We start from the raw sequence: 24,648 nt of genomic DNA, 5'->3' as shown, positions 1-24,648 counted from the left end.
TTAGCAGATGTAAATTAATGTTTGAGAAATTTAAATACTTATTTATAGTTAAGATTTGTAGTCATTTTTGGAACAATAACACTAGATTAGTTATCTATGTAAATAAACATACGTTACATCTAATCTTTGGGTATAAATAACTAATCGTATTGCGTCCTTTATTAGTCTTGGTATTGCCCATTCTATAAAAGAATGCAAATTTTTATTTGCTATAGTTCGTAAATTTTTTATTTTTAATTACTAGAAAGATGATTATCAGAGTTTTACTGCACTTCCAGCATCAAATAATTTATCGCGTTCTTCGCATTTTTGGCGGTTATTTAAAAAAAATTAGGCGTTCTTTAAGCCGGAAGAAAACAATACAGTTTATTCTGATATTTACATTTATATTAGGGATGGCAGGGTGTAATTTTTTTGGTATCAACTCAAGTAAAGAACAACTGCCAGCAGTATCCCCACTTACACCACCAAAATTACCAGACTGGATTGAACAAATTAGTCCCATTGGAGATGCAAAACCCCTCAATCAAATCCGCATCCGTTTTAAAGAAGCTTTAATCCTAGTTGAAAGTCTTGATAGTCCAGAACAGCAAAAAATATTACAAAAATTTGCCCTTTGGCCGCCTTTACCCGGTAAATTTCGCTTTTTAACACCGCGCATGGTAGGATTTCAAGCTGATAAAGCATTACCAATAGCGACAAGATTTCAAGTCACTCTCAAAGCAGGTTTAGCGGATTTAAAAAATCATCGCCTAGACAAAGATTTACCTTGGACTTTCAACACCGAATCTATCAACCTAACTAATTTACCCGGTGTAAATCCCATTGAAAAAGCTGAGATTGAGCCAATTGATTTACAACAGAAGTTACAGTTTACTTCCAATGTCGAATTGGATTTAGCTTCTATCCAAGAACATATACAGTTAATTCCCGAAGGTAAAAATAAAGGTACAGGTTTTAGAGTTGAATTAAACAAAGAAGAAAAACCATTAAAAAATGAAGAAGACCCTTTAGAAAAATTTGACCCTTCAGCACGCAATTGGATTTATAACCTCGTCCCACAGCAAAATCTGGAAAAAGCAACCAGTTATCGCTTGGTATTTTCTCCAGGAATACGTCCTGCTTATGGTAATCTGCCTACAGAGAAAGAATTTGCAACGAAGTTAGCAACTTATTCGCCTTTGGCATTTCAGAAAATTAACTTTTACGGACAACCAGATGCAGGGGGAACTTTTGGAAGATTTATTAAAGGTAGTCCACAGCTAGAATTTAATAATGTTTTATTGCCAGATTCAGCTAAAGAAAATATTTCTATTAATCCATCACCAAAAGAGATTTCGAGAATTGTCCAAATAAATGATGAAGATAAAATTGTCGGAATCAATCCTTATGCGCTAGAACCTGCCAAGACTTATACAATTACTGTCGGCGGAAATCTCAAAGATAAGTTTGGGCAAACTTTGGGTAAACCCGTTACACTTAAATATGATACTGGAGATTTAGCTGGGGATATCTGGGTACCATCAGATTTGAATATTTTTCCTACAAGTAAAGATTTACAGTTAAATATTAGTACAGGAAATCTACCAGAATCTAAATATAAAGCAGCTTATCGAGTAGTTAAACCGACAGATTTAGTTTATTTTAATAATAGCAGTGATTTATTACCACAACCTTCTGAATGGCAAAGCTTTAAGGTATCGGGTAAAAAAAATCAATCAGTTGATATTGCTGTTCCTCTCCGAGAAAAAATAAGTGCAGCTACGGGAATGTTAGCTTATGGAGTCCAAGCCCGGACTAATAAATATCAAGAGAATGGTAAGGAACTGTGGCGCGAACCTACGACTTATGGCTTAGTTGAATTGACAAATTTGGGCGTATTTACTCAGTGGTTTCCTGAGTCAGGGTTAATTCGCATCAATCATCTTACAGATGGTTCGCCAGTTAAAAATGGCGCTATCGAAATTTATCAATCAAAATTACAAGCAAAATCTCGTCCAGAACCTTTACCTTGTGCAATAGGTAAAACAGATGAAAATGGAATTTTTAGAATTGTTCGTGAAGGATTACAGCAATGTTATTCTGGCAATGAAAGCTCTAGTAAATCACCACAACTATTAGTAATTGCCCGTGAAAATCAAGATTGGGCCTTCGCTAGAACTGAAGAGTATAGCGGTGTTTATGGCTACGGTATTGACGCAGGTTGGCAAGATAGTAAGCCAGAATCACGTGGGGTAATTTTCTCAGATAGACAGTTATATCAACCAGGCGAAAATGCTTGGTTAACTGGTTTTGCAGACTATTTACAAAATGGTGTAATTCAGCAAGATAAAAATGCTGCTTACCAATTAACTTTGGTAAATCCTGATGGACAAAAAACCAGCTTAGGTACGCAAACTACAAATGAATTTGGCAGTTTTTCTCTGGAACTACCAATCAAAACTACTCAGCGCTTAGGCTACTATACAATCGAGGCGAAAGGTAAAAATGGGCAAGAAATTTCTGGAGAATTTCGGGTAGCTGAGTTTAAGCCACCCAATTTTAAAGTCGAACTCAACTTAGATAAAGAATTTGCATACATTGATGAGAAAGTTAATATTAATGCTACAAGCAATTATTTGTTTGGTGCGCCTGTGGAAGGTGGAGAAGCAAAATATTTTATCACTCGTCAGCAGGCTGATTTTGTTCCTAAAGATTGGGAAGGATTTACTTTTGGTAGGCAATGGTTATGGCCAGAGGAAACGCCTACTATATCTAGTGATGTATTGCAAACTAATGCCCAACTAGATGCTAATGGTAAAAGTAGTCAAACTGTGAATGTGGCTAATGATTTACCATATCCGATGACTTACCAAGTGGATGTACAAGTTGCAGATGTTTCTAATCTGTCTGTAGCGAATTCCAAAACATTTACAGCCTTACCAAGTAATCGCCTCATTGGGTTAAAAAGTAATTTCATCGCTGATGCTGGTAAACCTTTTCCCATTGAAGTGATTGTTACTGACCCTACAGGAAAACCAATCACAGGTCAACGGGTGCATCTAGAATTACAACAGATTAAATATAGCAGCGTCACGCAGTTAGTGGAAGGTAGCCGAACACCAAAAAATCAAGTTGAATATAAAACAGTGGGACAAGCAGAAATTACATCTGCGAGTAATCCGCAATCAGTGAATTTAACAGCACCGGAATCTGCTTCATATCGGATTAGAGTTAATTTTAGCGATGCTAAAGGTGAATTAAGTGCTACAGATTTACAAATTTGGGCAACTGGAGAAAATCCAGTCTTTTGGGGTTCTAGAGAAGAAGATATTTTAGAAGTTAAATTAGATAAAAAAGAATTCAAACCTGGTGAAACTGCTACTGCCCTAATTCAATCTCCCTATCCAGATGCAGAATTGTACTTTGCAGTGATTAAAGATAAACCCCTTTATCAGCAGATTATTAAAGTTCAGGGAGGCGCACCACAAATTCAGTTTCAAGTCACCCCAGAAATGCTGCCAAACGCAGCCATTGAAGCTGTGTTAATCAGACAAGGTAAACCCATAAACCAAGTGGAAGCGGGAAGTTTAGATAACTTGGTGAAGATTGGTTTTACACCTTTTAAAGTTAACTTGGAAGATAAGTATTTAAAACTGCAAGTTAAGCCAGTGCAAGCATCATTAGAACCTGGTGCAGAAGAAATGGTACAGCTAGAATTGAAGGATAATCAAGGAAACCCCACCAAAGGACAGTTTACAGTCATGGTGGTAAACGAGGCGGTGTTACAACTTTCTGGTTATCGTCCGCCAGATTTGGTAGATACAGTTTATGCAGAACAGCCAATATCTACCCGCTTTAGCGATAATCGCCCAGATGTCATATTACAAGCACAAGATGTAGCTAAACCGAAAGGTTGGGGTTATGGCGGTGGTTTCTCAACTGGTGCAGCCAATACTCGCACTCGCACCGATTTTAAACCCTTAGCTTACTACAACGGTTCTGTCCTTACCGATGCAAATGGTAATGCACAGATAACCTTTAAACTCCCGGATGACTTAACTACATGGCGAGTGATGGCTGTCGCCACCGATGGAAATCTGCGTTTCGGGAATGGGGACGCGACGTTTATCAGCACCAAGCCACTGCTAACTAATGCCATTTTGCCACAATTTGCCCGTCCAGGCGATCGCATTCTCGCTGGTTTATCTGTAACTAACAACACTGGGAATACAGGAAATCTCTCAATTAATGGCAAACTTAGCGGTACGGTGAAGTTTGCTGATAAAAACCCCACAGCAACTTCTTTGCAAACCAAAGCTGAATCCGCAACTCACGCTTATCGCTTTCCAATGGTGGCGGATAGTGTGGGAGTTGGGAAAGTTCGCTTTAATACTCAGCTAAATGGTACAGCCACAGATGCTTTTGAAGTACCTTTGGAAATTAAGCCAATTGAAATTACAGAACAAGTCGTTGAATCTGGTGTCACTGAAAAACAGGTGAAAATTCCCCTAAATGTCGATAAAAATACCTTCCCTGATGCAGGAGGTTTAGATATTCAATTGGCGAGTACTTTGATACCAGAAATTAAAGCACCAGCAAAACAAGTTTTAGAAGATGATGATTTACCGTTTACAGAACCGGCGGCGAGTCAGTTAATAATTGCGGCGAATCTGCAAACTCTTGCTAAAAAATATGGTCAGAACTTTGCAGAATTTAATCCTAGCCAACAAGCTAATCAAGCAATTGAAAAATTACAAAAGCTTCAAATAGCCGATGGTGGTTTTGCCGCTTTTCCAGGACAAGAAAAATCCGACCCTTGGGTTTCTTCTTATACAGGAGAATCTTTGGCTAAAGCCAGTCAGGTATTTCCTAATTTAGTCGATTATGCAATGGTATCTCGCCTGAAAGCTTATCTGCAAAAAGTTTTAGCAAACCCTGGAGAATACGACTTTTGCAAACAATTACTCTGTAAAAGGCAACTGCAACTTCATGCTTTAATCGCTCTAGCAGAATTGGGAGACAAACGCAATACTTTCCTTGCAGATATTTATGAACAACGCAATAATTTTGATGTAGCAACTCAAATTAAACTAGCACGATACTTATCTCAATTTCCAGATTGGCAAGATGAATCTCAGCAATTAGTGAACAAGCTGCAACAGAATATCTATGAAACTGGCCGCACAGCAGTTGTAAGTTTACCCAGCAGTTGGGGATGGATGAGTTCATCTACCACGACGCAAGCGCAAGCTTTACGCTTATTTATTGCCAAACAAAGTAAACCAGAAGTTATAGATAAGTTATTCCAGAGTCTTTTGGCACTGCGACGCGATGGTACATGGCAAACTAACTATAATAATGCCCAAGCTTTAACAGCTTTAGTAGAATATAGCCAACTGCAATCCACACCGCCTAATTTTGTTGCCACAGTGGAATTACCTGGTAATAAGTTAGGAGAAAATCGGTTTAATGGCTACCAAAATCCTAGCTTACAGCTAAATCTACCGATGAATAAATTACCTCGTGGTCGTAATGATTTAACGCTGCAAAAATCAGGTAATGGCACTTTGCACTATCTAGTTGCTTATAATTATCGCTTGCAAGGTAATCAACCAGGCAAGTTTAACGGACTACGCATAACACGAGAAATTAGTCAAGGAAATAAAGAAAAAGTTTTGCAAAAAACAGGTCTTTATGCTTTCGATAAACCCTTGACTTTAGCCTCTGGACAGGTGTTTGATATTGATTTAGAAATCATCGCCGATCATCCTGTGGATCATCTGGTGATTAAAGATCCCTTACCATCAGGTTTTGAGGCGGTGGATGCGAGTTTTCAAACTGCTACTGCTGCATTACAAGCAAAAGCTGATAGCTGGGAACTTGGCTTTAGAAATATCTACCGCGATCGCATTATCGCCTACGCCGACCACTTGGAACCAGGAGTTTATAGCCTGCACTACTTAGTCCGTTCTGTTACTCCTGGTACATTTTCTTGGCCTGGTGCTGAAGTTCACTTGCAATATGCACCAGAAGAATTTGGGCGTACTGCTGAATCTACATTGGTGGTTGAGGATAAGTCGTGACAACTTAAGATGTAAGAAAGGGAATTTATAAATGTTCAAAGCCTATGGGAGATCGAGGCAGTGACACATATTCTCAAAGTCAACAAACATGGCGATTTGTATTTATTATCTGAGGTGTTGGGAAAACTACAACCTGGGACATTCTACAGTTTAGAAGTTCAGGGAGATGTACTGATCTTTGCGTCCTGAACGTTTACGCGTATTGTCTCCAGAAGAGAAAGCAGCAAAGTGGAGGAGGTGGGCTGCAAGTCTATTCAGCTAACAGTCCAGGCTTGCCTGATGAGGCTTTGCGTCGGGAGAATATCTACGATTGACTATATGAGCTTTTGTAACAAAAGCATTCGGCCTACCGCTACTGAGATAACAGAAGGCGATCGCTCTTTTCTTGTGAATTCTTGCAAGATATAAATATTGAGTCTTAAACAGTATCACAGTTTGATACCCTATCGGCTTCTCTAATTACTGCAACTGATGAAGAATTATCCTCATCTGGCATCACGACCATTCCCCCACTGTGGACCTTCAACAACATTTCCATCGGGCATAGTGGTGTGCCAAATCAAATTCTGACCTCGACAGATCAAATTGCTACTGATATGGGCACCTTCAAAGTCAGTATAAGCGAGAATAGCACGCTCGAAAGAACCGATTTGAACTCCACGAAATCCAGCACCACAGGCGTTCATGTAATCCAAGTTAGTTCCCCGCAAATCAGCATCGAAGAAGCCACTTTGCTCCAAATTAGCAGTACGCAAATTGGCATCACGAATTATCCCTTCAACCAAATTACAACCACGCATGAAAATTCCTCCCAAATCGGCTCCAGTCAGATCGACTCCAGTCAGGTAGACTTGATCGAAGTAAGCTCCTTGCAAGTTGATATCTCGCAAAACCACACCGTCAAGATCAATCCCTGGACTACTATACTTGGAACTGGAGGAAGGCCAGCCAGAATAAACCAATTCAATTCCAGCAAAGTTACGTTCCCCGTCAGCGTAACGCTCCAACAATTCTTCAGGAGTTATTTTCCAAACCATAGTTTAACCTCTAATTACTTAACACAACTTCAGTCTACCTTCCCCAGTGAGTGGCAATTGCCAGTCAATCTTACTCTTCAAATCACCCACCTTATATAGCACTTCTCGTTATTGTTGTTGAATTTAGCAGACCCTTATCTTTTATTGTGGAAAAATGAGTCAGATTCAGGAGTTGCATAAACAGGCGATGGATTTGGCCGAAGCAGCTTTTACTGTTAAACTCAGAGGAGACTTAAAGAAAGTTCGTTAAGTTTCTCGACAAGCTTTTAAAAAAGAATTTCAAGCCGCTGCGCTGATTGCCAATCAACTTGATGCCGAACCAACTCGTTCAGTATTACATCGTAGTGCTGCAACCCTTGCAATAGACTGTGATGAATTTCGAGCAGCAGAACGTTTAATTGCGATCGCATTATCAGGAAATCCACCCCAAAAAATTGCCCAAGAACTAAAAGATTTATTCATTCAAATAAATTTACGCCCATATTTAGAACGTCACGGGCTTACTTTTGATGAAGAAAAATCCAGGAATCTGATGGTAGATAAACAGTCAAACCTAGCGAAAGAATTATTGCGTAGTCTTGATGAAGATGGTACTGAATACTTTACTATCAAAACTACTGGACAATCAGGAATGTCTTAGTCTGGACTAGCTAGATTTGTGGATACAACTCCAGCAGCTATAAGTAGATTAATTGCTAAAGTCAGACTATCCGATCCGACAGTTAACAACCTACCTCCATGCCTTAAATCGTTTGCAGGCATGAGGTTGACCTTTACAGAGTATTCAGATTCATAGGGGCGAGTTATTGTAGAAGATACATTTTGTGCTGCGGTAGTTGAGTATTACACCATCTGGTTAAAGCCAAGACAGCCAAGAGGCAATATTAAGGCACAAGAGGCTTTAAGGCTAATTCAATATCTTGGAATACGGGTTTTTATTCACCAGAAGACTGGTTGGAATAAACCTGCTGCTGAGTTCTACAGTGGTACTTAGTCATTTAGCTAACAGTCTAGACTTGTCTGATGAAACTTTGCGCCATGAGAATATCTATGATTGACTATATGAGCTTTTGTAACAAGAGCGATCGCACTACCACTACTGAGAGAAGAGTAGGCGATCGCATTATCGCCTATGCCGACCACATAGAACCAGGAGTTTATAGCCTCCATTACTTAGTCTGTTCTGTGATTCTGGGTACATTTTCTTGGTCTGGTACTCAAGTACATTTGCAATATGCACCAGAAGAATTTGGGCGTACTATTGAGTCTATAGTACCACTGAAGTGCTAAAAGTAATTATTGATACTATATTTATCTGTAACGAATCTAAAAATCTTTCCAAGTATATACGAGTCTGCTTTCAAATTTTAACTAGGGTAGAAGGCTTAACTAACTGATTTGGTTTTTCTGGGCAAAGAAAACGCTCATGTAAGACCATTTCTTAACAAGTCCACTTAAGTAAAAGCTACGTTTATTACATAGAGATATTGAAGTTAAAGTAAAAACGAATAACAGTAAATTAGCTGGTTACAATTTAGCACTAGCCTTAATACGATATAACAAAATACAGTTCAGACAAGCCTAAAACCCTGATGTAAAGACGCGATTTATCACTTCTTAAAAGACTAATTATCTACCAACCCTGCAAGATAACAAATTAGATACTATTTGTTATTAAAGTAGTGGGTTTTGCTCTAATGACTATCAACCAAAGTTTGGGGATTTAACAACCAAAACTGGGGCAGATTATCCTGAGTAAAAAAAGTAGAGAATTTAATTTTGCTTTCATCTTAAACATTGAAAATCGGTGTGATTAAAAATGCAACAAGTATTAGCATTAATTGAACAAAAAAAACAAGAATATGCTCAATTACCCTTGTTTGATTTTATGCAAAACAAAAGTATAAATCCCAGACAAAGGTTAGCTTGGGCACCATCTGCTGCTCATTTTATTATGAATTTTGGAGAACTTAATAAGTATTTTTTGCGAGTAGAACCAACAAACGATCCAATTCAGGCATTAATTAACAAGCATACTTATGAAGATGACCATCATTGGTTGTGGTTTTTGGAAGATTTGAAAAACCTAGAACTTGACAAATCATTAAAATTTAGTGATGCATTAAAATTTCTTTGGAATGAAGAAACTAAGAATGCTCGCTGGCTAAACTATCAGCTATATCGATATACTTCAAACGCTACTCCTATTCAGAAAATCATAGTTATTGAAGTTCTTGAAGCGACAGGTAACATAATGTTTTCAACTACGGCAGAGGTTTGTAAAGAAATTAAAGCCATTACCCAAAAACCATGCCGATATTTTGCAGATTTTCATCTAAATGTTGAAACTGGTCACATCACGGGTACATCTGGAATAGAGCAATTTTTACAAGATATTCAACTATCAGAAGCAACTCGACAAGAAGCTTTTGAATTAGTTGAGAACTTATTTACAGTTTTCACACAATTTACAAATGAGCTTTTGGTATATGCTGAGACTCACAAAATTGAGCAGCAATTGAAAACGGCATAAGTTATTAAGCAAGCTTTTTGAAATTGACTTACATACTGAAAGAGGAACTTTAACTATGTCACAGAACATCCAAAATGTTGTAATTGTTGGTGGTGGTTCAGCCGGTTGGATGACGGCAGCTTATTTAAGTAAAGCACTAGATAGAAATATTAAAATCACTCTGGTGGAATCATCTAACATCACAAAAGTTGGAGTTGGAGAAGCAACTTTTAGTACCATCAAGGTATTCTTTGATTTTCTTGGGTTACAAGAATATGAATGGATGCCAAAGTGTAATGCCACATATAAGATGGCAATTAAGTTTGTCAACTGGAATGCAAAAGGGCAACACTTCTACCATCCTTTCCAGAGATATGAGGTAATTGACGGCTTTGATATCTCTGAATGGTGGCTAAAAATGAAGAAAGACCAACAAGCATTTGATTATGCTTGCTTTCTAATTCCCTGGCTGTGCGATCGTCAACAATCGCCGAGATATTTAGATGGTAAAGTATTCGACGACAAAGTTCAAAATGAATTTTCCCAAGAGCATATCGTCAAGAAAAATATCTTGGATAAGTTAAAGATTCAGTACCCCTATGCCTATCATTTTGATGCGAATCTACTCGCAAGATTCATGAAAGATTATGCAATGGAAAGGGGAGTGAAGCAAATTGTTGATGATGTGGTGGATATTAAGTTAACTGAGGATGGGAGCATAGATAGTCTCACAACCAAAGAGCATGGCATTCTCAGTGGCGACCTTTTCATTGACTGTACTGGTTTCCGTGGTCTTTTGATCAACAAAGCCCTTGGTGAGCCATTCATTTCTTATTCAGATTCACTGTTGTGCGATCGCGCGATCGCAATGCAGATACCAACTGATATCAAAAAGGATGGCATCAACCCTTACACCACCTCAACTGCACTTTCGTCTGGTTGGGTCTGGAATATACCTTTGTATGGCAGAAATGGTACTGGGTATGTTTATTCGAGTGCATTCATTTCTGCTGAGGACGCAGAACAGGAATTTCGCCAGCATTTGGGAGCCGCTGCTGATAATCGTCAGGCCTCTCATATCAAGATGCGGATTGGACGTAACAGAAACTCATGGGTGAAAAACTGTGTAGCAATTGGCCTTTCCAGTGGATTTGTTGAACCACTAGAATCTACTGGCATCTTCTTCATTCAACATGGAATTGAAGAGTTAGTTAACCACTTTCCCAGCAAGTCTTTCAATCAAGAGCTAATTCACAGCTATAACAAAGTTGTCGCTGACTGCATAGATGGTGTGCGAGAATTTTTGACACTTCATTACTATGCTAGCGATCGCACTGACACAGAGTTCTGGAAAGCAACTAAGAACAAGATCAAAGTTCCAGAAGAATTACAGGAAAAATTAAGGTTATGGAAAAATAGGCTGCCAAGCAATAAGACTATCAACCCGAAATACCACGGCTTCGAGTCTTACTCTTATTCGGTAATGTTGCTGGGGCTAAATTACATGCCTGAAAACAGTCTTCCCATCTTAGAACATATCGGAAATCACAATGCCGAGGCTGCATTTGTGGAAATTAGCGAAAGAGCCAATTACCTAACTTCAACTTTACCGTCTCAATATGAATACTTAACTCATGTAATCAAGTCACAAGAACAGTCGGAGTATGTGAGTGGGGTTAGCGATCGCTCATATCAGATTCCTACACTAATTTCATAATTTAGGAGAATCCAAGATGACGGTGAAACAAGTATGCGTCATTGGGGCTGGAGTCAGCGGATTAGTCTCAGCAAAGACGTTTCTCGAGCAAGGTTACGAAGTGACATTGTTTGAGAAACGGCAGGGACTTGGTGGTGTCTGGGAAAAGTCGAGAACTTACCCAGGACTGTCGATCCAAAATCCCAGAGATACCTATGCTTTCTCAGACTTTCCTATGCCTGCCTCTTATCCAGAATGGCCTTCAGGAGAGCAAATATGCGCTTACCTTGAATCCTATGCTCAATACTTTGGTGTAGCAGAAAGAATTCAGTTCGGTGCAAAAGTAACTAAACTGGAGCGCAAATCAGGAAATACTCTTGGATGGATAGTAAGTGTTAGCTTTCAAGAAGATGGTAAGGAGATCGGAAAACAAAATTACGAGTTCGACTTTGTGATTGTGTGCAATGGCCTTTGTGATATTCCCTACATTCCTAACTTGCCGGGAATGGAAGAGTTCATTGCCACTGGAGGTCAAGTAATACATACTAACGACTTTAATGACAGCTCTGTAATTGAGGGTAAGCGAGTGGTTGTTGTCGGTTTTGGCAAATCAGCCACCGATTTGGCGAATCTCGCAGCTAGCAAGGCCAAGGAATGTACCCTTGTCTTCCGTCAAGCCGCGTGGAAAGTTCCCAACTTCTTTCTCGGTCTGTTGAACATCAAGTATATTTTCCTGACTCGGTTTGCAGAAATTTGGATGCCCTATCATAAACTTCAAGGATGGGAAAAGTGGCTGCATAGTTTTGGGAAGCCATTGGTGTGGGCATTCTGGCGGCTAAATGAGACTATCTTGCGCTTACAGTTTCCCCTTGATGCTTGTGGAATGGTGCCCAAACAACCGATGAACAAATTGATTGGTTGTAGTATCGGCTTGGTACCTAAAGGCTTTTTTGAATATGTGCGCGCAGGCAAAATTCGTGCTGTGAAGACAAAGATCAACAAGTTTTTTGCTAGTGGCGTCGAATTGGATAACGGCGAACAAATACAGGCAGATGTTGTTGTCTTTGGCACAGGTTTTCTTCAGGATATCCCTTTTTTAGAAAAGAAGTACCACAGGCACGTATTTGATGAGCAAGGCACTATCCATCTTTACCGCCATCTCATTCACCCTCATGTTCCACAGATGGGTTTTGTTGGTTATAACTATACTTTCTGTGCCCAGTTATCAGCAGAAATTGGTGCTAGGTGGTTATCAGAGTATTTCAAAGGAAGTATACCTTTACCATCCCCGCAACAGATGCTAGAGGATGTAAAAGCAGAGTTGGAATGGAGGAAGAAAGATAGACCCTATGCTTTCGTCAGTGGAGCATGTTTAATTCCTTTTACATTCCACTACATTGATGAATTGCTTCAGGATATGGGTCTGAGTAGCCGTCGTCAACCAGGGAACTTGCTTGAGGAGTTTTTCATGCCAATAGATCCATCTGCCTACAAGCATTTGGGCGAGGAATTACAAGCAAAACAAAAACAACATCCATCTCTCAATGATTTTGCGATCGCGGCAAGTATAGAGTTGAGAAGCGTTCGTTGATATCTTCCTAATACGGTTTGGTGAAGTTCCCAACCGAACCGTATTTTAAATTTCTGGCATTGCACAATGGCGGTATGAATTGAGGTTAAGTATTCACGTTTTTCTGAGATGATTCAACTGTCGGCACCTAATCGCAACGATGTCTACGACGGGCTACGCCTATGCAATTGAGATTCACTCTTTAATGTATAGTCAAGGGAATCCCGTTATCTTTGGGTTTTAACTTGAGAATAAATGGCACAGCTTTCAATACCCAATCGGACACGGGTGTATAATTAGCAGCTTCTTCTCCAAAGCTAATAGAGAGCATATCTGTATGAATAATCCCTGGATTGAGAGGTATAGCTGCCATACCAGTCGGCAATTCTTGTGCCAAAGAACGAGTTAATCCTTCTATTGCCCACTTGGAAGCACAGTATGGTGCAACTTGGGCTGAAGTCGAACGTCCCCAGCCAGAACTAAAGTTAACAATAATACCCCGCTTCTTTTTTACCATTGCTGGTACGAAATGGCGAATTATATTCACTACTCCTTTGATATTGATATCTATTAGATCGGAAAATTCTTCGGATGGTATTTCCCACAAAGGTGCTGGGTAATTAGTAATTGCTGCATTATTAATCACTATATCTGGCGGTTCGTATTTTTGAAGTACGTCTAGTGCCCATTTTTTTACAAGCTGTTCATTTGCCACATCTACAGATGTGAAATCGTTGGGCGCGCTAAACTTCTGGCGTATTTTATCAATAGCATCTGATGAACGAGCGCAACCAATAACAGTATGTCCCTCTTGAATAAAACCTTCGGTCATCGCATAACCTAGACCTTTGCTAATACCTGTAATTAAGATGAGCTTAGTCATATTTTTCTGCTATTCCTGCTTTCTTAGAAATAATTCGTGGGAAAAAATAACCACTACCTCTTGCTGTGACAATCAACTCTGGCAAGTTTGGGTCGGATTCTATTTTTGTCCGCAATCGGGAGATATGCACATCTACTACACGGGTATCTGCATGAATCTCTGGTACAAAACCCCATAGTTGCTGCAAGATTTCTAATCGGGAAAAAACTTTTCCAGAATGACTGACCAATAACTCTAGCAAGCTAAATTCCACACCTGTCAGGCGAATGCGTTGCTCATTTTTATGGACTTGCCGCTTACTTGTATCAATTTTGAGATTGCCCAGATGGATTAGCCTAGAATTATCAATGACATTGACACTGGTTTTTTGTAAAAGTCGCCTAAGTATACAGGCAATTCGGGCTTCTAGTTCTTTGGGTGAGAAAGGTTTCGTCATATAGTCATCAGCGCCTATATTCAGTCCAGCGATTCGCTCTGCAACATCTGCCAAAGCTGTAAGCATGATAATTGGTACATCCGATTGTTTCCGCATTTTTTGACAGACACCATAACCATCCAGTTTTGGCATCATCACTTCCATTACTATTAAGTCTGGAGCTTCTCGACGAAAAGCTAACAAAGCTTCTTCGCCATCCTTTGCTTTTACTACATCGTAGCCAATCATCTCAAGACGTGTCTGCAAAATTCGGCGGATGCTGGCTTCATCGTCTACTACCAGGATTTTTCCTTTATGTCCTGACAAGTTTCTCAATCCTCCCCGATGGCGAGAACTCTTAAACCTTCATTCTCCGCTTATTAAGGCTCAAAAACGCAAAACAATCTTTACTTTTAGAGAATGATGAAGAAGCGATCGCTGTAAGCCGTCTATACTCCTATTGTACTAGAGCATCTGCCCGAAAAAGAGATTTGTACTTAATAACGCCAAATTTTTTAGTAACGGTAGCTTGTCTCACTATTGCATTGGAATCTCAATCACAAACTCAGTTCCCTCTCCCAGAGTTGATTTGCAGCTTAACTGACCCTTGTGTTTGTCCACAACCACTTGATAGCTAATTGACAACCCCAACCCCGTACCACTTCCTACTGCCTTAGTGGTAAAAAATGGATCAAATATTTTCTGCTGCACCTGTGCAGTCATGCCATAACCGTTATCAGCAATCCGAATCTTCAACGTGTTTACTTCTCCTAGTTCAGTACGAATACAAATCTGAGGATTTTTGCTGGGAGAATCTTCTCCATAGTTGTAGTCCTCTAAAGCATCGATTGCATTACTTAAAATATTCATAAACACTTGGTTGAGTTGACCGGCATAGCAAATAACATTCGGCAATTGGGCGTATTCTTTAAAGACCTCAATTTCTGGGCGCTCGCTCTTTTCCTTGAGTCGGTGCTGCAAAATCATTAAGGTACTGTCGATGCCTTCATGAATATTTACAGGCTTCATTTCCGATTCATCTAGACGAGAGAAATTACGTAAACTCAGAATAATATTTCGGATCCGGGAACTTCCCACCTTCATAGAATCGAGAACCCTTGGAAGGTCTTCTATCAGGAATTGTACATCCATTTCCTCAATTTTTTGCTCTACTATTGCTGAGGGATGGGGATATTGTTGCTGATAGATATTAATCAAATCTAGCAATTGTTGAACGTAGTCACTTGCGTGAGTAATATTACCATGAATAAAATTGATGGGGTTATTAATTTCATGGGCAATTCCCGCCACCATTTGCCCTAATGAAGACATTTTCTCACTTTGAATTAATTGACTTTGGGTACTTTGTAATTCTTCTATAGCTTCTTGCAGATGCTGATTTTTTTCGTTAAGTTCTGCTGTTCTTACTATCACCCTTTCCTCTAGTATATGACTGTATTCCTCCAATTGCTCATTCGCTTCAGCCAAATTATTGTAGAGAATGGCATTTTCTAAAGAAATTGCAGCTTGGATAGTTAAGAGTTTGAGAACTTCTAGGCGATTGCTTGTAAATGCTCCTGTTGTTAAATTATTTTCTAGATAAATCAGCCCTAGCAACTTGCCTTGATTAAGCATCGGAATACATAATATACTTTTTGGTTTCTCACGGTTAATATAACTATCTACTGTGAAATAAGCTTTTGCTTTAATATCATCAATTACTAATATTTCTTGAGTTCGTTTTACATAATTAATCAAAGAAATAGGAACACAATCGCTAGATTCTAAAGGAATAGATAAAAAATCTGTGTGAGTATCTCTAAAAGTTGAACCAGAACTAATTGCAGCAACAGTTAAGTCTAAGTTATTAGCTTCACTCAATATCAGCACACATTTAGAAGCTCCTGCATTCTCCATAACAACTTCCATTAAAGTAGAAATGAGTGCCTCTAGTTGAATCTCTCCAGACACTGCTTGAGAAGCTTTAATGACAGTTCCCAAATCTAACATATCTGAAATACTATTAGAGCCAATCACAGTTTCATTCGTCACCAGAGTAGATTTATTGCTAAGTGTAGATAAGTGTAAGCTCACTTCAGGTAGATTTTTTTCACTATAAGAATAGCTAAGTTCTTCTTGCTGAATCATGGGGAGAAGTAATTGAGGATAGCGTTTTTGCAAGTCATAAACTTTGGCTAATGCTCCCCAGCGAACATAGCAATAGTAGGCATCAGTGAGGTATAGTTGGGCGATTCTTTGTTTACCCCATTCGAGATAAAATTTAGCAGCTAATTCACAAGCAAGAGCTTCTTCGTTAATGTACTCATTTTCTTTGCTAAGGGAAATAGCGTACTCATAATTATCTATCGCTTCAAGATATTGACCAAGAACTCGATGCCGTTCCGCCTCTACTAAATAAAATTTATGCAAGTGATTCATGGGAGCCTGATCTGCCCAGTTTTGCATTTTTTTCTGATTTTCTGTCACTCTATGAAGGACTTCTTTTTGTTCAACTTCCTTGAAATCAGAATATACTGCTAGATGCGTCAATGAATCGTAAAAATAAAATTGAGCAGTCACGAACATACCTATAACAGCAGATAAGTACTTTTCTGCCATGACTGTGTTTTTAAGAGCTTGAGAGTAATCAGCCAGCAGATAAGATAGGTGAAGTTTGCAGAAATATAAGAAAAAAAGTGCCCCTCCATCTTTAGCTTTCAGATGAAGTGGTAACATTTTATCTTCATCATAAACTTCACCGATTAAACTCTGCGGATTTTGAACATCTCCTAGAAGATTCAAGATTGTCTGCCGAAATATTTCACTCCAATAAAATACTCTTTCTTGTTTTATTTGCTTAATAGTCTTGCTATATATTTCTATATCTTGTTCAAGTTTTATTAGTTCTTGTCCTGTAAAGTATGCATGTTGAGAGTAACCATAAAGAGCATAAGCTGCAAATTCCATATCTCCTACTTCAAGATTAGTAGTATAAGCCTCAAGTAAAGGTTTCAATGTTTCCTTTAAATGCTCTTTCCAATGTCTGACAAGATGATTAAATGTTTCCATAACTTTGCCAGTTATTTCTCTTGTTTGGAAATTAGGCAACAAACTATCAGCTAGTTTCCCAAATTTATATCCAGAATCAATGTCTCCGATTACTCCACACAACATGACTCCATACATCACATACGCAAAAGCAGACAAAGGAGAATTACCAAATTTGATTGATAAATTGATCTGTTTCAGAATAATAAAGACTAATAATTCCGGCGCAACTGTATAAGCAAGAGCAATTACACTAGATAGAATACGCATGATTATCAGTGGTTGTGCTTCTGTAATTTCCGGCAGTTCAATTAAGTCTTGAATGGATCTATTAGCCAATTTTGCACATGTTGTCTCTATTGCTAACTGAATATCTGATTGGCTGGGATTTGTAGGAAACTCTACTCCCAAAGTTTTCAAAAAGGTTTTTGCAATATGGACAGCTTCTAGTTCTTTCCCTTGTGCACCATAAGACTGTATTTCAACTTCATAAGCTTTCACTCGATCTAGTGGAGTTTTCGCTTTTACTAACACAATCTGGACACATTTTTCTGTATATTCAAAGTCACCACTGAGATATGCCGCTTCTGCTGCTGTATTATATAAAGCTAAGGTGATATTATATTTAGTATCCCAACTATCATCTGCTAGTAGCTCAATTCCAGTAGTTAAATACTTAAGTGCCGAAGAATAAGCTGTTGATACTAAAGCTTTACGTCCAGCAATTAGACTCATTTCAGCTAACTCATTACGTTTAGCTTGATGGGTGATAAATTCAGCTGCAATATTGAAATGATTGACAAGCTCAAAAATATTTTCTTCCCGTTCAGCAACTGGAGTATTCTTCAAGAGAAGCAGCCCAATTTTTAAGTGCATTTGCTTGATTTGGTCTTTGGGAATTAGAGAATAAGCTGCTTGCTGAACTCTGTCATGTACGAATTTATATCTGGGTAGTTGGGAATTAGTCGTTGATAAATTTTCTGATTCTCTAGTTGAAAAGCTTAATAGTTGTCTATCATTTTCTGGTGCAAAATTATAACCATCTTTATGAGGGATAATCAATCCTTCAAGTAATGCTTGCCATAAGTCAGATGCAGTATCTATGACAGATTTTTCATTAACAAGTGACAATGTTTTTAAGTCAAAATCATTACCAATACAAGCAGATATTTTTAATACATTTTGTACATTTTGGGGCAACTTTTCTATTTGTATGCCCATAAAATCTACTACATCATCTGTAAGAGATAAAGTTTTAATTTTGGTAATATCGTACTTCCAATGACCAGCATCGAAATTTAATTCAATTAGTCCGTCATCGTATAATAGCTTGAGAAATTGAGATGCAAAGAAGGGGTTCCCTTTAGTTTTGAAAAACACCATTTGAGTCAGAGGCACAGCAATGACTTCTGGGCAACGCAGCGTATCAGCAATTAGATGATTTAAATCAATCTGACTTAAAGGTAAAAGTTTAATTGTATTAATTACTCCTCCTATCTTAGCAATTTCTTGTAGTGTTAAATGTAGCGGATGTAGATTTGAAACTTCATTATCCCTATAGGCGCTAATGAGTAGTAAACTACCTTTATTTTCAGATATATTCTCTGCATCCTTAGCAAAGCGGGAAGAAGTTCCATCCATTAATAATTGAATGAACTTCAAGGAAGCCGTATCAGCCCATTGCAAATCATCTAAAAAGATGACCAGAGGATGATCTTTAGTAGAGAACACTTGGATAAATCTCTGGAACAATAAATTGAAGCGATTTTGAGCTGCGCTACCAGTAAGTTCAGCAGGTACAGGTTGTTTGCCAATAATGATTTCAAGTTCAGGAATTACATTAATGATTACCTGAGATTGCGTACTCAATGCCGATAAGATTTTGGTTTTCCACTGTTGAATTTGGGCATCTGTTTCGGAGAGTATTTGCTCAATTAAATCCCGCAAAGCTTGTACCAATCCTGACAACGGGATATCACGTTGGAATTGGTCAAATTTTCCTTTGATGAAGTAACTACGCTGTTTAGCAATGGGTTTGTGGACTTCGTTCACCACAGCAGTTTTACCAATACCTGAGTAACCAGAGACTAAAATCATTTCCGTGTTCCCCTTTGTCACCCGGTCAAAAGTAGTGAGTAGAATTTCAATCTCTCTTTGACGACCATAAAGTTTTTCAGGAATGGCAAAATGATTTGAGATATCTCGACTTCCTAATTCAAAGACTGTAATATTTTGTTTCGCTTGCCATTGGTTTTGACATTTCTCCAAGTCATACCTGAGTCCATGAGCACTCTGATATCGGTCTTCGGCATTTTTTGCCATCAGCTTGCTGATAATATCAGATAAAATTGTGGGAATATTGGAGTTAATATAGCTGGCTTTTGGCGGTTCTTTGGCAATGTGAGAGTAGACTAACTCCATCGGTTCAGTGGTACTAAAGGGCAACTGGCCTGTCAGGAGTTCAAAGAAGGTGATACCCAAGGAATAAAAGTCGGTACGGTAGTCTATACCTCGATTCATGCGTCCTGTTTGTTCAGGGGAAATATAAGCTAGAGTTCCTTCTAGGACGTTGGGATTTGTGAGAAATTGAATTTCTTTTGGTAATAGAGTAGCGATACTAAAATCGATGATCTTAGTTTTACCTGTTATTGGATGAATCAAAATATTAGCAGGTTTGATATCTTTGTGAATGATGCGATGGTGATGTAGCCGTTCCAAAGTTGCACTAATTTCAATGGCAATATCAAAAAACTCACTCAAGGAAACAGAATTATTTCCTTTTTTATACTCTTCTTGCTGCCAGACATTAAGGGCAATACTGCCAAAATCTTCCATTACCATAATATATCTATTGTCGTATTTTTCTAGGCTTATTGGTTTGACTATGCCTGGAATTTCAAGATTTTTGGTAATGGTGTATTGATTATGAAACTGATTAATTTCAGCAAAACTAGGATTTTCATTACGCATCAGTTTTAAAATAACTGATTGCTGATCTTTTTCTCTTATAGCTTGATAAACTAAGGTTTTTTTACCGGAATATAATTGCTTAACAAGGCGATAGCCAAGTATTAGAAATAGTTCATTTGATTCTATTAACATTGCATCTAATTATGATAATTTGATTTCTCTGGTTTAGTATACCCAGAAGAGAGTTACTACTATCAGTGGGCAGGGCGATTTTGTGATGTGCTAAAAATTAAGTGTATTCATCACCAATTTACAGCAGATCGTAGGTATAGCAGATATTCATTTTGCTGTATGTAGAGGTAGAGAATATACTTATAATGCTTCATGGTCTTAGCAAAATACATTTTACAAACTATACCGCGTATAACAAGCCAAGAATTTACGTAAGTTATACCAAATTACAAAAGCGATGTCTGCGACAAGACGTTCGCGTAGCGTCTCCGACAGGAGAAGCGTCTACGCACTTAGAACTTTAACTATTCAATTTTTAAGACTTCACTACTACCCATTGCGTCACAGCCGCCATTGCTCGCCAACCTAAAAATTTACCAATAGGTTCCGCCCGCTGAATGGCAATACGAGTTAAATTGCCACCAACTCGTTCATGCCATTGAAATAAAGTTTGCTCACCCTCTACCGTGACAACATTCGCTACTAAACGCCCACCCAGCCGCAATGCTTCCCAGCAAATATCAAAAAGTCCCGTTGCTGTCACCCCACCACCAATAAAAATAGCATCTGGTGCTGGCATATCTTTCAGGGCATGGGGCGCTTTACCTTCAATGATTTGCAGATTTGGAGTACCAAGAGTGGCGGCGTTGTCAGCAATATACAGTAGTCTAGAGGAGTTTTGTTCGATCGCGATCGCTCGACACCGAGCATTACTCCGCATCCATTCAATTGAAATTGAGCCACAACCCGCGCCAATATCCCACAATAATTCTCCCGGTGTGGGTGCTAAAGCTGTAAGGGTGATTGCCCTAACTTCACGCTTTGTTAATTGGCCATCATGGTGGTAGGCGTTATCTGGTAATCCTGGTAATCTTGGTAATGGGATAACCCCAGCATCAGCAATACAATCAACTGCGATCGCATTCAACACTGCAACTTCAGTTTCACTCCAGGATGCAGCCGTACCTTCCACAATTCTTTCATGAGCGCCGCCCATACGCTCCAATACAGTGATTTTACTGCCACTATAGCCGCGATTTGTCAAAATTTGAGCAACGATCGCTGGTGTATCTTTTCCCTCACTCAAAATCAACAGCCGCGCTCCCGGATAAATGTAAGACTGGAGTAGGGAGGATGGACGACCATTCAAACTCAAAGTTTCCACCTCAGTTAAAGACCATCCCACCCTAGCACAGGCGAGGCTGAAGGCTGAAGGTGCGGGGATAATCATCATTTCAGAGACAGGAATTCGCCGCATCAAGGTGACACCAATGCCATAACACATCGGATCGCCGCTTGCGAGTACGCAGATTGACTGACCCCGACGCTGAATGATTTCCTCTACTGAAGCACTAATGGGAGATGTCCAGACTAGTTTCTCACGTTGGTCATCTGTAGGGAGCATCGATAAATGGCGATCGCCTCCCACAATTACTTTCGCTCGAGCGAGTAAAGAAAGAGCGATCGCACTTAACCCCTGTAATCCATCTTCCCCAATGCCAACAATAGAAAGCCATTTCTGTATCATGCTAATTCATGATTAATTACTTCATAACTAAGACCATCGAGTCGGAGTAGTACTTGTTTTCTTTCGTTACCCAAGGCTTGGTTAGTGCAATTAGCCAAGGGCAGTCCACCACCTTTGTTCAGCGTGTGAATGAGAATGTCTTTACCTTTTCTCTCTTGCAGCCTTAATAGTTGTTGGTGGCGAACTTTTAACTGATAATTCCTAGATTGTTGTAGATTTCGAGCAGATTGCCATCAGGATCGCGCAAATGAGCTGTGCGGATTCCCCAGCTTGGGCGATCTTGTGGTTGAGTCACAACGATCGCATTCTGAGCCTTTACTTGCTCATAGACTTCATCTACGTTATCAACTGCGAAAATCAAGACAATTTTATCTCGATTGACAACGTACGAAGGCTGTTCAATTCTTGGGACTACTTCAGCCATTAATTCTTTTTTGAACAAACCCAGCTTGAGATATCCAGTATTAAACTCAGCATATCCGCTATCTTCATCGCCCCAATCGACATCAAATTTCAGCAGATCCCGGTAGAACAGAAAAGAATCTTTGTAGTTGGAGACAAGCAGTCTCAGGTGTGTTAGCTGAAGCTTCATATCTGTTGGGTTAGTCTACTAACTGTGAATTCTAGGTTCTGGGTGCAAAGTCGCTAGCAACTCGCTTTCGACAATTGCTAATTCATCAAGCCGTTGCATGACAATTTCTTTGTCGAAATAAGTAGCAGCTAAAACCCAATATATACCGTAGTGACGCGCTTCGGATGCCATTAGCCCACGATAAAATTTTGCTAACTCTGGCTCTGGACAGTGAGCAGCTAATAGTCCCAAGCGTTCGTGAGAGCGAGCTTCGATTAAACCAGTGACTAGTAAGGAATCCAGAAATCGCTCAGGTTCTTTGGGGCGTACTTGAGCTTTTAAAAGAGCGCCGTAGGGAGGCGGTGGTAGGGGAGCTAGGGGAATATGCCGGCGTTCTAACCATTGGTTAACTAGCTCAAAATGTTCTAGTTCTTCGCGGGCGATCGCAGTTAACTCCCGAACCATTTTAGTATTGGAAGGGTAGCGAAACATCATATTCAAGGCCACGCCTGCTGCTTTGCGCTCACAGTGGGAGTGGTCGAGTAAGATAATGTCTAAATTAGCGATCGCTTGTTCAACCCAAGCAGAACTAGTGGGCTGTTTCAGGGCGTTGATAGTCGATAACTGAGTAAGCACAGAGTCACAAAACTCCAGAATTTAAATTTGACTGAGTATCGTAGCAAATTGATTTTAACGGAATATTGTTTGGACAAAGTTCAATAACTGCTCGGCGGTGAAGGGTTTCGCTAAAAAGCCTTGGATACCAATACCCGTAGTTTCTAGTAATGCCTCAGCCCTAACTAATCCACTCATGGCACTAATTTGCACTTTTGGGTTGATGATTTGCAAGGTGCTATGGAGTTCTGATTTGCGTCCACGAGTATCAAAGACTCATTAACGGAGTTAAAAGCCTCATTCACGAGTATTAAAGACTCATTAACTGAGTTATGAGCTTCATTAATGAGTATCAAAGACTCATTAAACTATGTTGACGCCTACGTAACTTCTTTAGTTACAAATAGCATTAATAAAGTTACAATTTTTTATCCTTATTTACATAGATTATACAGTCTATCTGAACTACTTCAGTATTTTTTTGCCATTACCTATCAAATTCACAGGTTAATCTTCCTGCTCTAGAATCAGTTTCGCCTGTAAAAGTTGCTGCTTATGTTCCTCACTAACTGTTGGGTATTGCAGATTTAGTTCTTCTAATTTTGTGCAGATGATATTGGCAACAGTCAGGCGTGTAAACCATTTGCGATCGGCAGGAATAATATACCACGGTGCCCATTTAGTACTAGTATTATTAAAAACCTCTTCATAGGCATTCATATAGTCATCCCAAAAAGCTCGTTCTCGGACATCGTTATCTGAAAACTTCCAATTTTTATCAGGAGAGTTAATCCGTGCTAAAAAGCGTTTTTTCTGCTCTGACTTAGAGACATTTAGAAAGAACTTCAAAATGATTACACCATTATCAACCAAATATTTTTCAAAGTTATTGATTTCTTCAAAACGCTGTTTCCATATCTTTTTTCCATTAGGGAAGTGAGGAAGTTGTTGTTTCTGAAGCATTTCTGGATGGACACGCACCACTAGCACTTCTTCATAGTATGAACGGTTGAATATACCAATTCTTCCTCTTTCTGGCAGAGCTTTCATTGAGCGCCACAAGTAGTCATGGTCTAATTCTTCCGCACTGGGTCCCTTAAAACTAAACACCTGAAATCCCTGCGGATTAACACCAGAAGTCACGTGTTTAATAGTGCTGTCTTTGCCAGCAGCATCCATTGCTTGAAAAATAATTAACAGAGCATAGGTGTTTTGAGCATAAAGAATATTTTGATAATTGGCTAGTCGTTCAATATCTACCTGTAATTTTGTGGCAGCATCAGTTTTCTGATGAAAATCAGTTTTATAAGCTGGGTCATAGTTTTTTTTCAGAGAAATCTTTGAACCTGGTGGAACAATGAAAGCATCATGATTCATGTATAAAATCTCCTAGCACCTAATTAATAGACAAGCATATTTTGAAGTGTTAATTCCTGAAAGTTAAGTAGAGCGGCGTAAATAATTAAAAGTTTGTAGTGTACCCCTTCGGGGAAGCAAGCTACGCGTAGCGTCTGTCTGCGACACCCTGCGCGAACGTAGAGAAGACTGACTATAGTCCTCAAATCAG

General features: G+C 39.1%; 15 protein-coding genes and 1 pseudogene. 6 read left to right on the top strand and 10 right to left on the bottom strand.

The window, feature by feature from the left end; translation table 11 throughout:
* The first annotated feature begins 395 nt into the window (after positions 1-395).
* Together V7K60_RS17255 and V7K60_RS17250 are read left to right on the top strand one after the other, a co-directional pair.
* Positions 396-6,065 (top strand): alpha-2-macroglobulin family protein, encoded by a 5,670-nt coding sequence (locus V7K60_RS17255; protein ID WP_334927147.1) that lies wholly within the window; start codon positions 396-398, stop codon positions 6,063-6,065.
* A gap of 60 nt (positions 6,066-6,125) precedes the next feature.
* Positions 6,126-6,254 carry a hypothetical protein gene (locus V7K60_RS17250; protein WP_334927073.1) on the top strand — a complete coding sequence of 43 codons (129 nt, stop codon included), beginning with the start codon at positions 6,126-6,128 and terminating at the stop codon, positions 6,252-6,254.
* A 296-nt stretch (positions 6,255-6,550) separates the two neighbouring features.
* Here the strand turns inward: V7K60_RS17250 and V7K60_RS17245 are convergent, their stop codons facing one another.
* Together V7K60_RS17245 and V7K60_RS17240 are read right to left on the bottom strand one after the other, a co-directional pair.
* On the bottom strand, positions 6,551-7,102 hold the full coding sequence (locus V7K60_RS17245; protein ID WP_334927072.1) for a pentapeptide repeat-containing protein: 552 nt from the start codon (positions 7,100-7,102) through the stop codon (positions 6,551-6,553).
* Between the two features lie 303 nt (positions 7,103-7,405).
* Positions 7,406-7,564, bottom strand: coding sequence for a hypothetical protein (locus tag V7K60_RS17240; RefSeq protein WP_334927071.1), 159 nt, complete (start codon positions 7,562-7,564; stop codon positions 7,406-7,408).
* A gap of 654 nt (positions 7,565-8,218) precedes the next feature.
* Here V7K60_RS17240 and V7K60_RS17235 point away from each other — a divergent pair.
* The 4 genes and pseudogenes from V7K60_RS17235 to V7K60_RS17220 form a co-directional block, all read left to right on the top strand.
* Positions 8,219-8,392: pseudogene (locus tag V7K60_RS17235) on the top strand (hypothetical protein); the annotation flags it as partial.
* A 529-nt stretch (positions 8,393-8,921) separates the two neighbouring features.
* Positions 8,922-9,635 (top strand): hypothetical protein, encoded by a 714-nt coding sequence (locus V7K60_RS17230; protein WP_334927069.1) that lies wholly within the window; start codon positions 8,922-8,924, stop codon positions 9,633-9,635.
* 55 nt (positions 9,636-9,690) lie between these two features.
* Entirely contained in the window at positions 9,691-11,331 is a 1,641-nt protein-coding gene (locus V7K60_RS17225; RefSeq protein WP_334927068.1) for a tryptophan halogenase family protein, read from the top strand.
* Positions 11,332-11,347: 16 nt separating this feature from the next.
* Positions 11,348-12,901, top strand: coding sequence for a flavin-containing monooxygenase (locus V7K60_RS17220; protein ID WP_334927067.1), 1,554 nt, complete (start codon positions 11,348-11,350; stop codon positions 12,899-12,901).
* 181 nt (positions 12,902-13,082) lie between these two features.
* Here V7K60_RS17220 and V7K60_RS17215 read toward each other — a convergent pair whose 3' ends face one another.
* The 8 genes from V7K60_RS17215 to V7K60_RS17180 all read right to left on the bottom strand — a co-directional run bounded on the left by V7K60_RS17215 (position 13,083) and on the right by V7K60_RS17180 (position 24,458).
* A complete protein-coding gene (locus tag V7K60_RS17215; protein WP_334927066.1) occupies positions 13,083-13,763 on the bottom strand; it encodes an SDR family oxidoreductase in 681 nt (226 codons plus the stop codon).
* Complete coding sequence (gene rpaB / locus V7K60_RS17210; RefSeq protein ID WP_334927065.1) at positions 13,756-14,505, bottom strand: response regulator transcription factor RpaB; 750 nt, start codon at positions 14,503-14,505, stop codon at positions 13,756-13,758. The genes V7K60_RS17215 and rpaB overlap by 8 nt, the downstream gene beginning before the upstream one ends.
* A gap of 210 nt (positions 14,506-14,715) precedes the next feature.
* The gene (locus tag V7K60_RS17205; RefSeq protein WP_334927064.1) at positions 14,716-20,328 is read right to left on the bottom strand and encodes an AAA family ATPase; all 5,613 of its coding nucleotides are present in this window, start codon (positions 20,326-20,328) and stop codon (positions 14,716-14,718) included.
* A 355-nt stretch (positions 20,329-20,683) separates the two neighbouring features.
* Positions 20,684-21,895 (bottom strand): precorrin-6y C5,15-methyltransferase (decarboxylating) subunit CbiE, encoded by a 1,212-nt coding sequence (gene cbiE / locus V7K60_RS17200; protein ID WP_334927063.1) that lies wholly within the window; start codon positions 21,893-21,895, stop codon positions 20,684-20,686.
* Between the two features lie 187 nt (positions 21,896-22,082).
* Complete coding sequence (locus V7K60_RS17195) at positions 22,083-22,487, bottom strand: VOC family protein (protein WP_334927062.1); 405 nt, start codon at positions 22,485-22,487, stop codon at positions 22,083-22,085.
* Positions 22,488-22,505: 18 nt separating this feature from the next.
* Positions 22,506-23,102, bottom strand: coding sequence for a tRNA-(ms[2]io[6]A)-hydroxylase (locus V7K60_RS17190; protein ID WP_334818744.1), 597 nt, complete (start codon positions 23,100-23,102; stop codon positions 22,506-22,508).
* Positions 23,103-23,156: 54 nt separating this feature from the next.
* Positions 23,157-23,315 carry a hypothetical protein gene (locus V7K60_RS17185; protein ID WP_334927061.1) on the bottom strand — a complete coding sequence of 53 codons (159 nt, stop codon included), beginning with the start codon at positions 23,313-23,315 and terminating at the stop codon, positions 23,157-23,159.
* A gap of 273 nt (positions 23,316-23,588) precedes the next feature.
* The gene (locus V7K60_RS17180; RefSeq protein WP_334927060.1) at positions 23,589-24,458 is read right to left on the bottom strand and encodes a polyphosphate kinase 2 family protein; all 870 of its coding nucleotides are present in this window, start codon (positions 24,456-24,458) and stop codon (positions 23,589-23,591) included.
* Between the last annotated feature and the right edge of the window lie 190 nt (positions 24,459-24,648).

The organism is Nostoc sp. (assembly GCF_036917555.1).
Classification (GTDB): Bacteria; Cyanobacteriota; Cyanobacteriia; order Cyanobacteriales; family Nostocaceae; genus Nostoc.
Note: the sequence above shows the minus strand (reverse complement) of the source record. Positions and strands in the feature narration are given on the sequence as shown.

Excerpts from the sequence above, each read along its gene's own strand:
- V7K60_RS17255 (WP_334927147.1), top strand. The coding sequence starts at position 396 with ATGGCAGGGTGTAATTTTTTTGGTATCAACTCAAGTAAAGAACAACTG.
- V7K60_RS17245 (WP_334927072.1), bottom strand. The coding sequence starts at position 7,102 with ATGGTTTGGAAAATAACTCCTGAAGAATTGTTGGAGCGTTACGCTGAC.
- V7K60_RS17240 (WP_334927071.1), bottom strand. The coding sequence starts at position 7,564 with ATGAATAAATCTTTTAGTTCTTGGGCAATTTTTTGGGGTGGATTTCCT.
- V7K60_RS17230 (WP_334927069.1), top strand. The coding sequence starts at position 8,922 with ATGCAACAAGTATTAGCATTAATTGAACAAAAAAAACAAGAATATGCT.
- V7K60_RS17225 (WP_334927068.1), top strand. The coding sequence starts at position 9,691 with ATGTCACAGAACATCCAAAATGTTGTAATTGTTGGTGGTGGTTCAGCC.
- V7K60_RS17220 (WP_334927067.1), top strand. The coding sequence starts at position 11,348 with ATGACGGTGAAACAAGTATGCGTCATTGGGGCTGGAGTCAGCGGATTA.
- V7K60_RS17215 (WP_334927066.1), bottom strand. The coding sequence starts at position 13,763 with ATGACTAAGCTCATCTTAATTACAGGTATTAGCAAAGGTCTAGGTTAT.
- V7K60_RS17205 (WP_334927064.1), bottom strand. The coding sequence starts at position 20,328 with ATGTTAATAGAATCAAATGAACTATTTCTAATACTTGGCTATCGCCTT.
- cbiE (WP_334927063.1), bottom strand. The coding sequence starts at position 21,895 with ATGATACAGAAATGGCTTTCTATTGTTGGCATTGGGGAAGATGGATTA.
- V7K60_RS17195 (WP_334927062.1), bottom strand. The coding sequence starts at position 22,487 with ATGAAGCTTCAGCTAACACACCTGAGACTGCTTGTCTCCAACTACAAA.
- V7K60_RS17180 (WP_334927060.1), bottom strand. The coding sequence starts at position 24,458 with ATGAATCATGATGCTTTCATTGTTCCACCAGGTTCAAAGATTTCTCTG.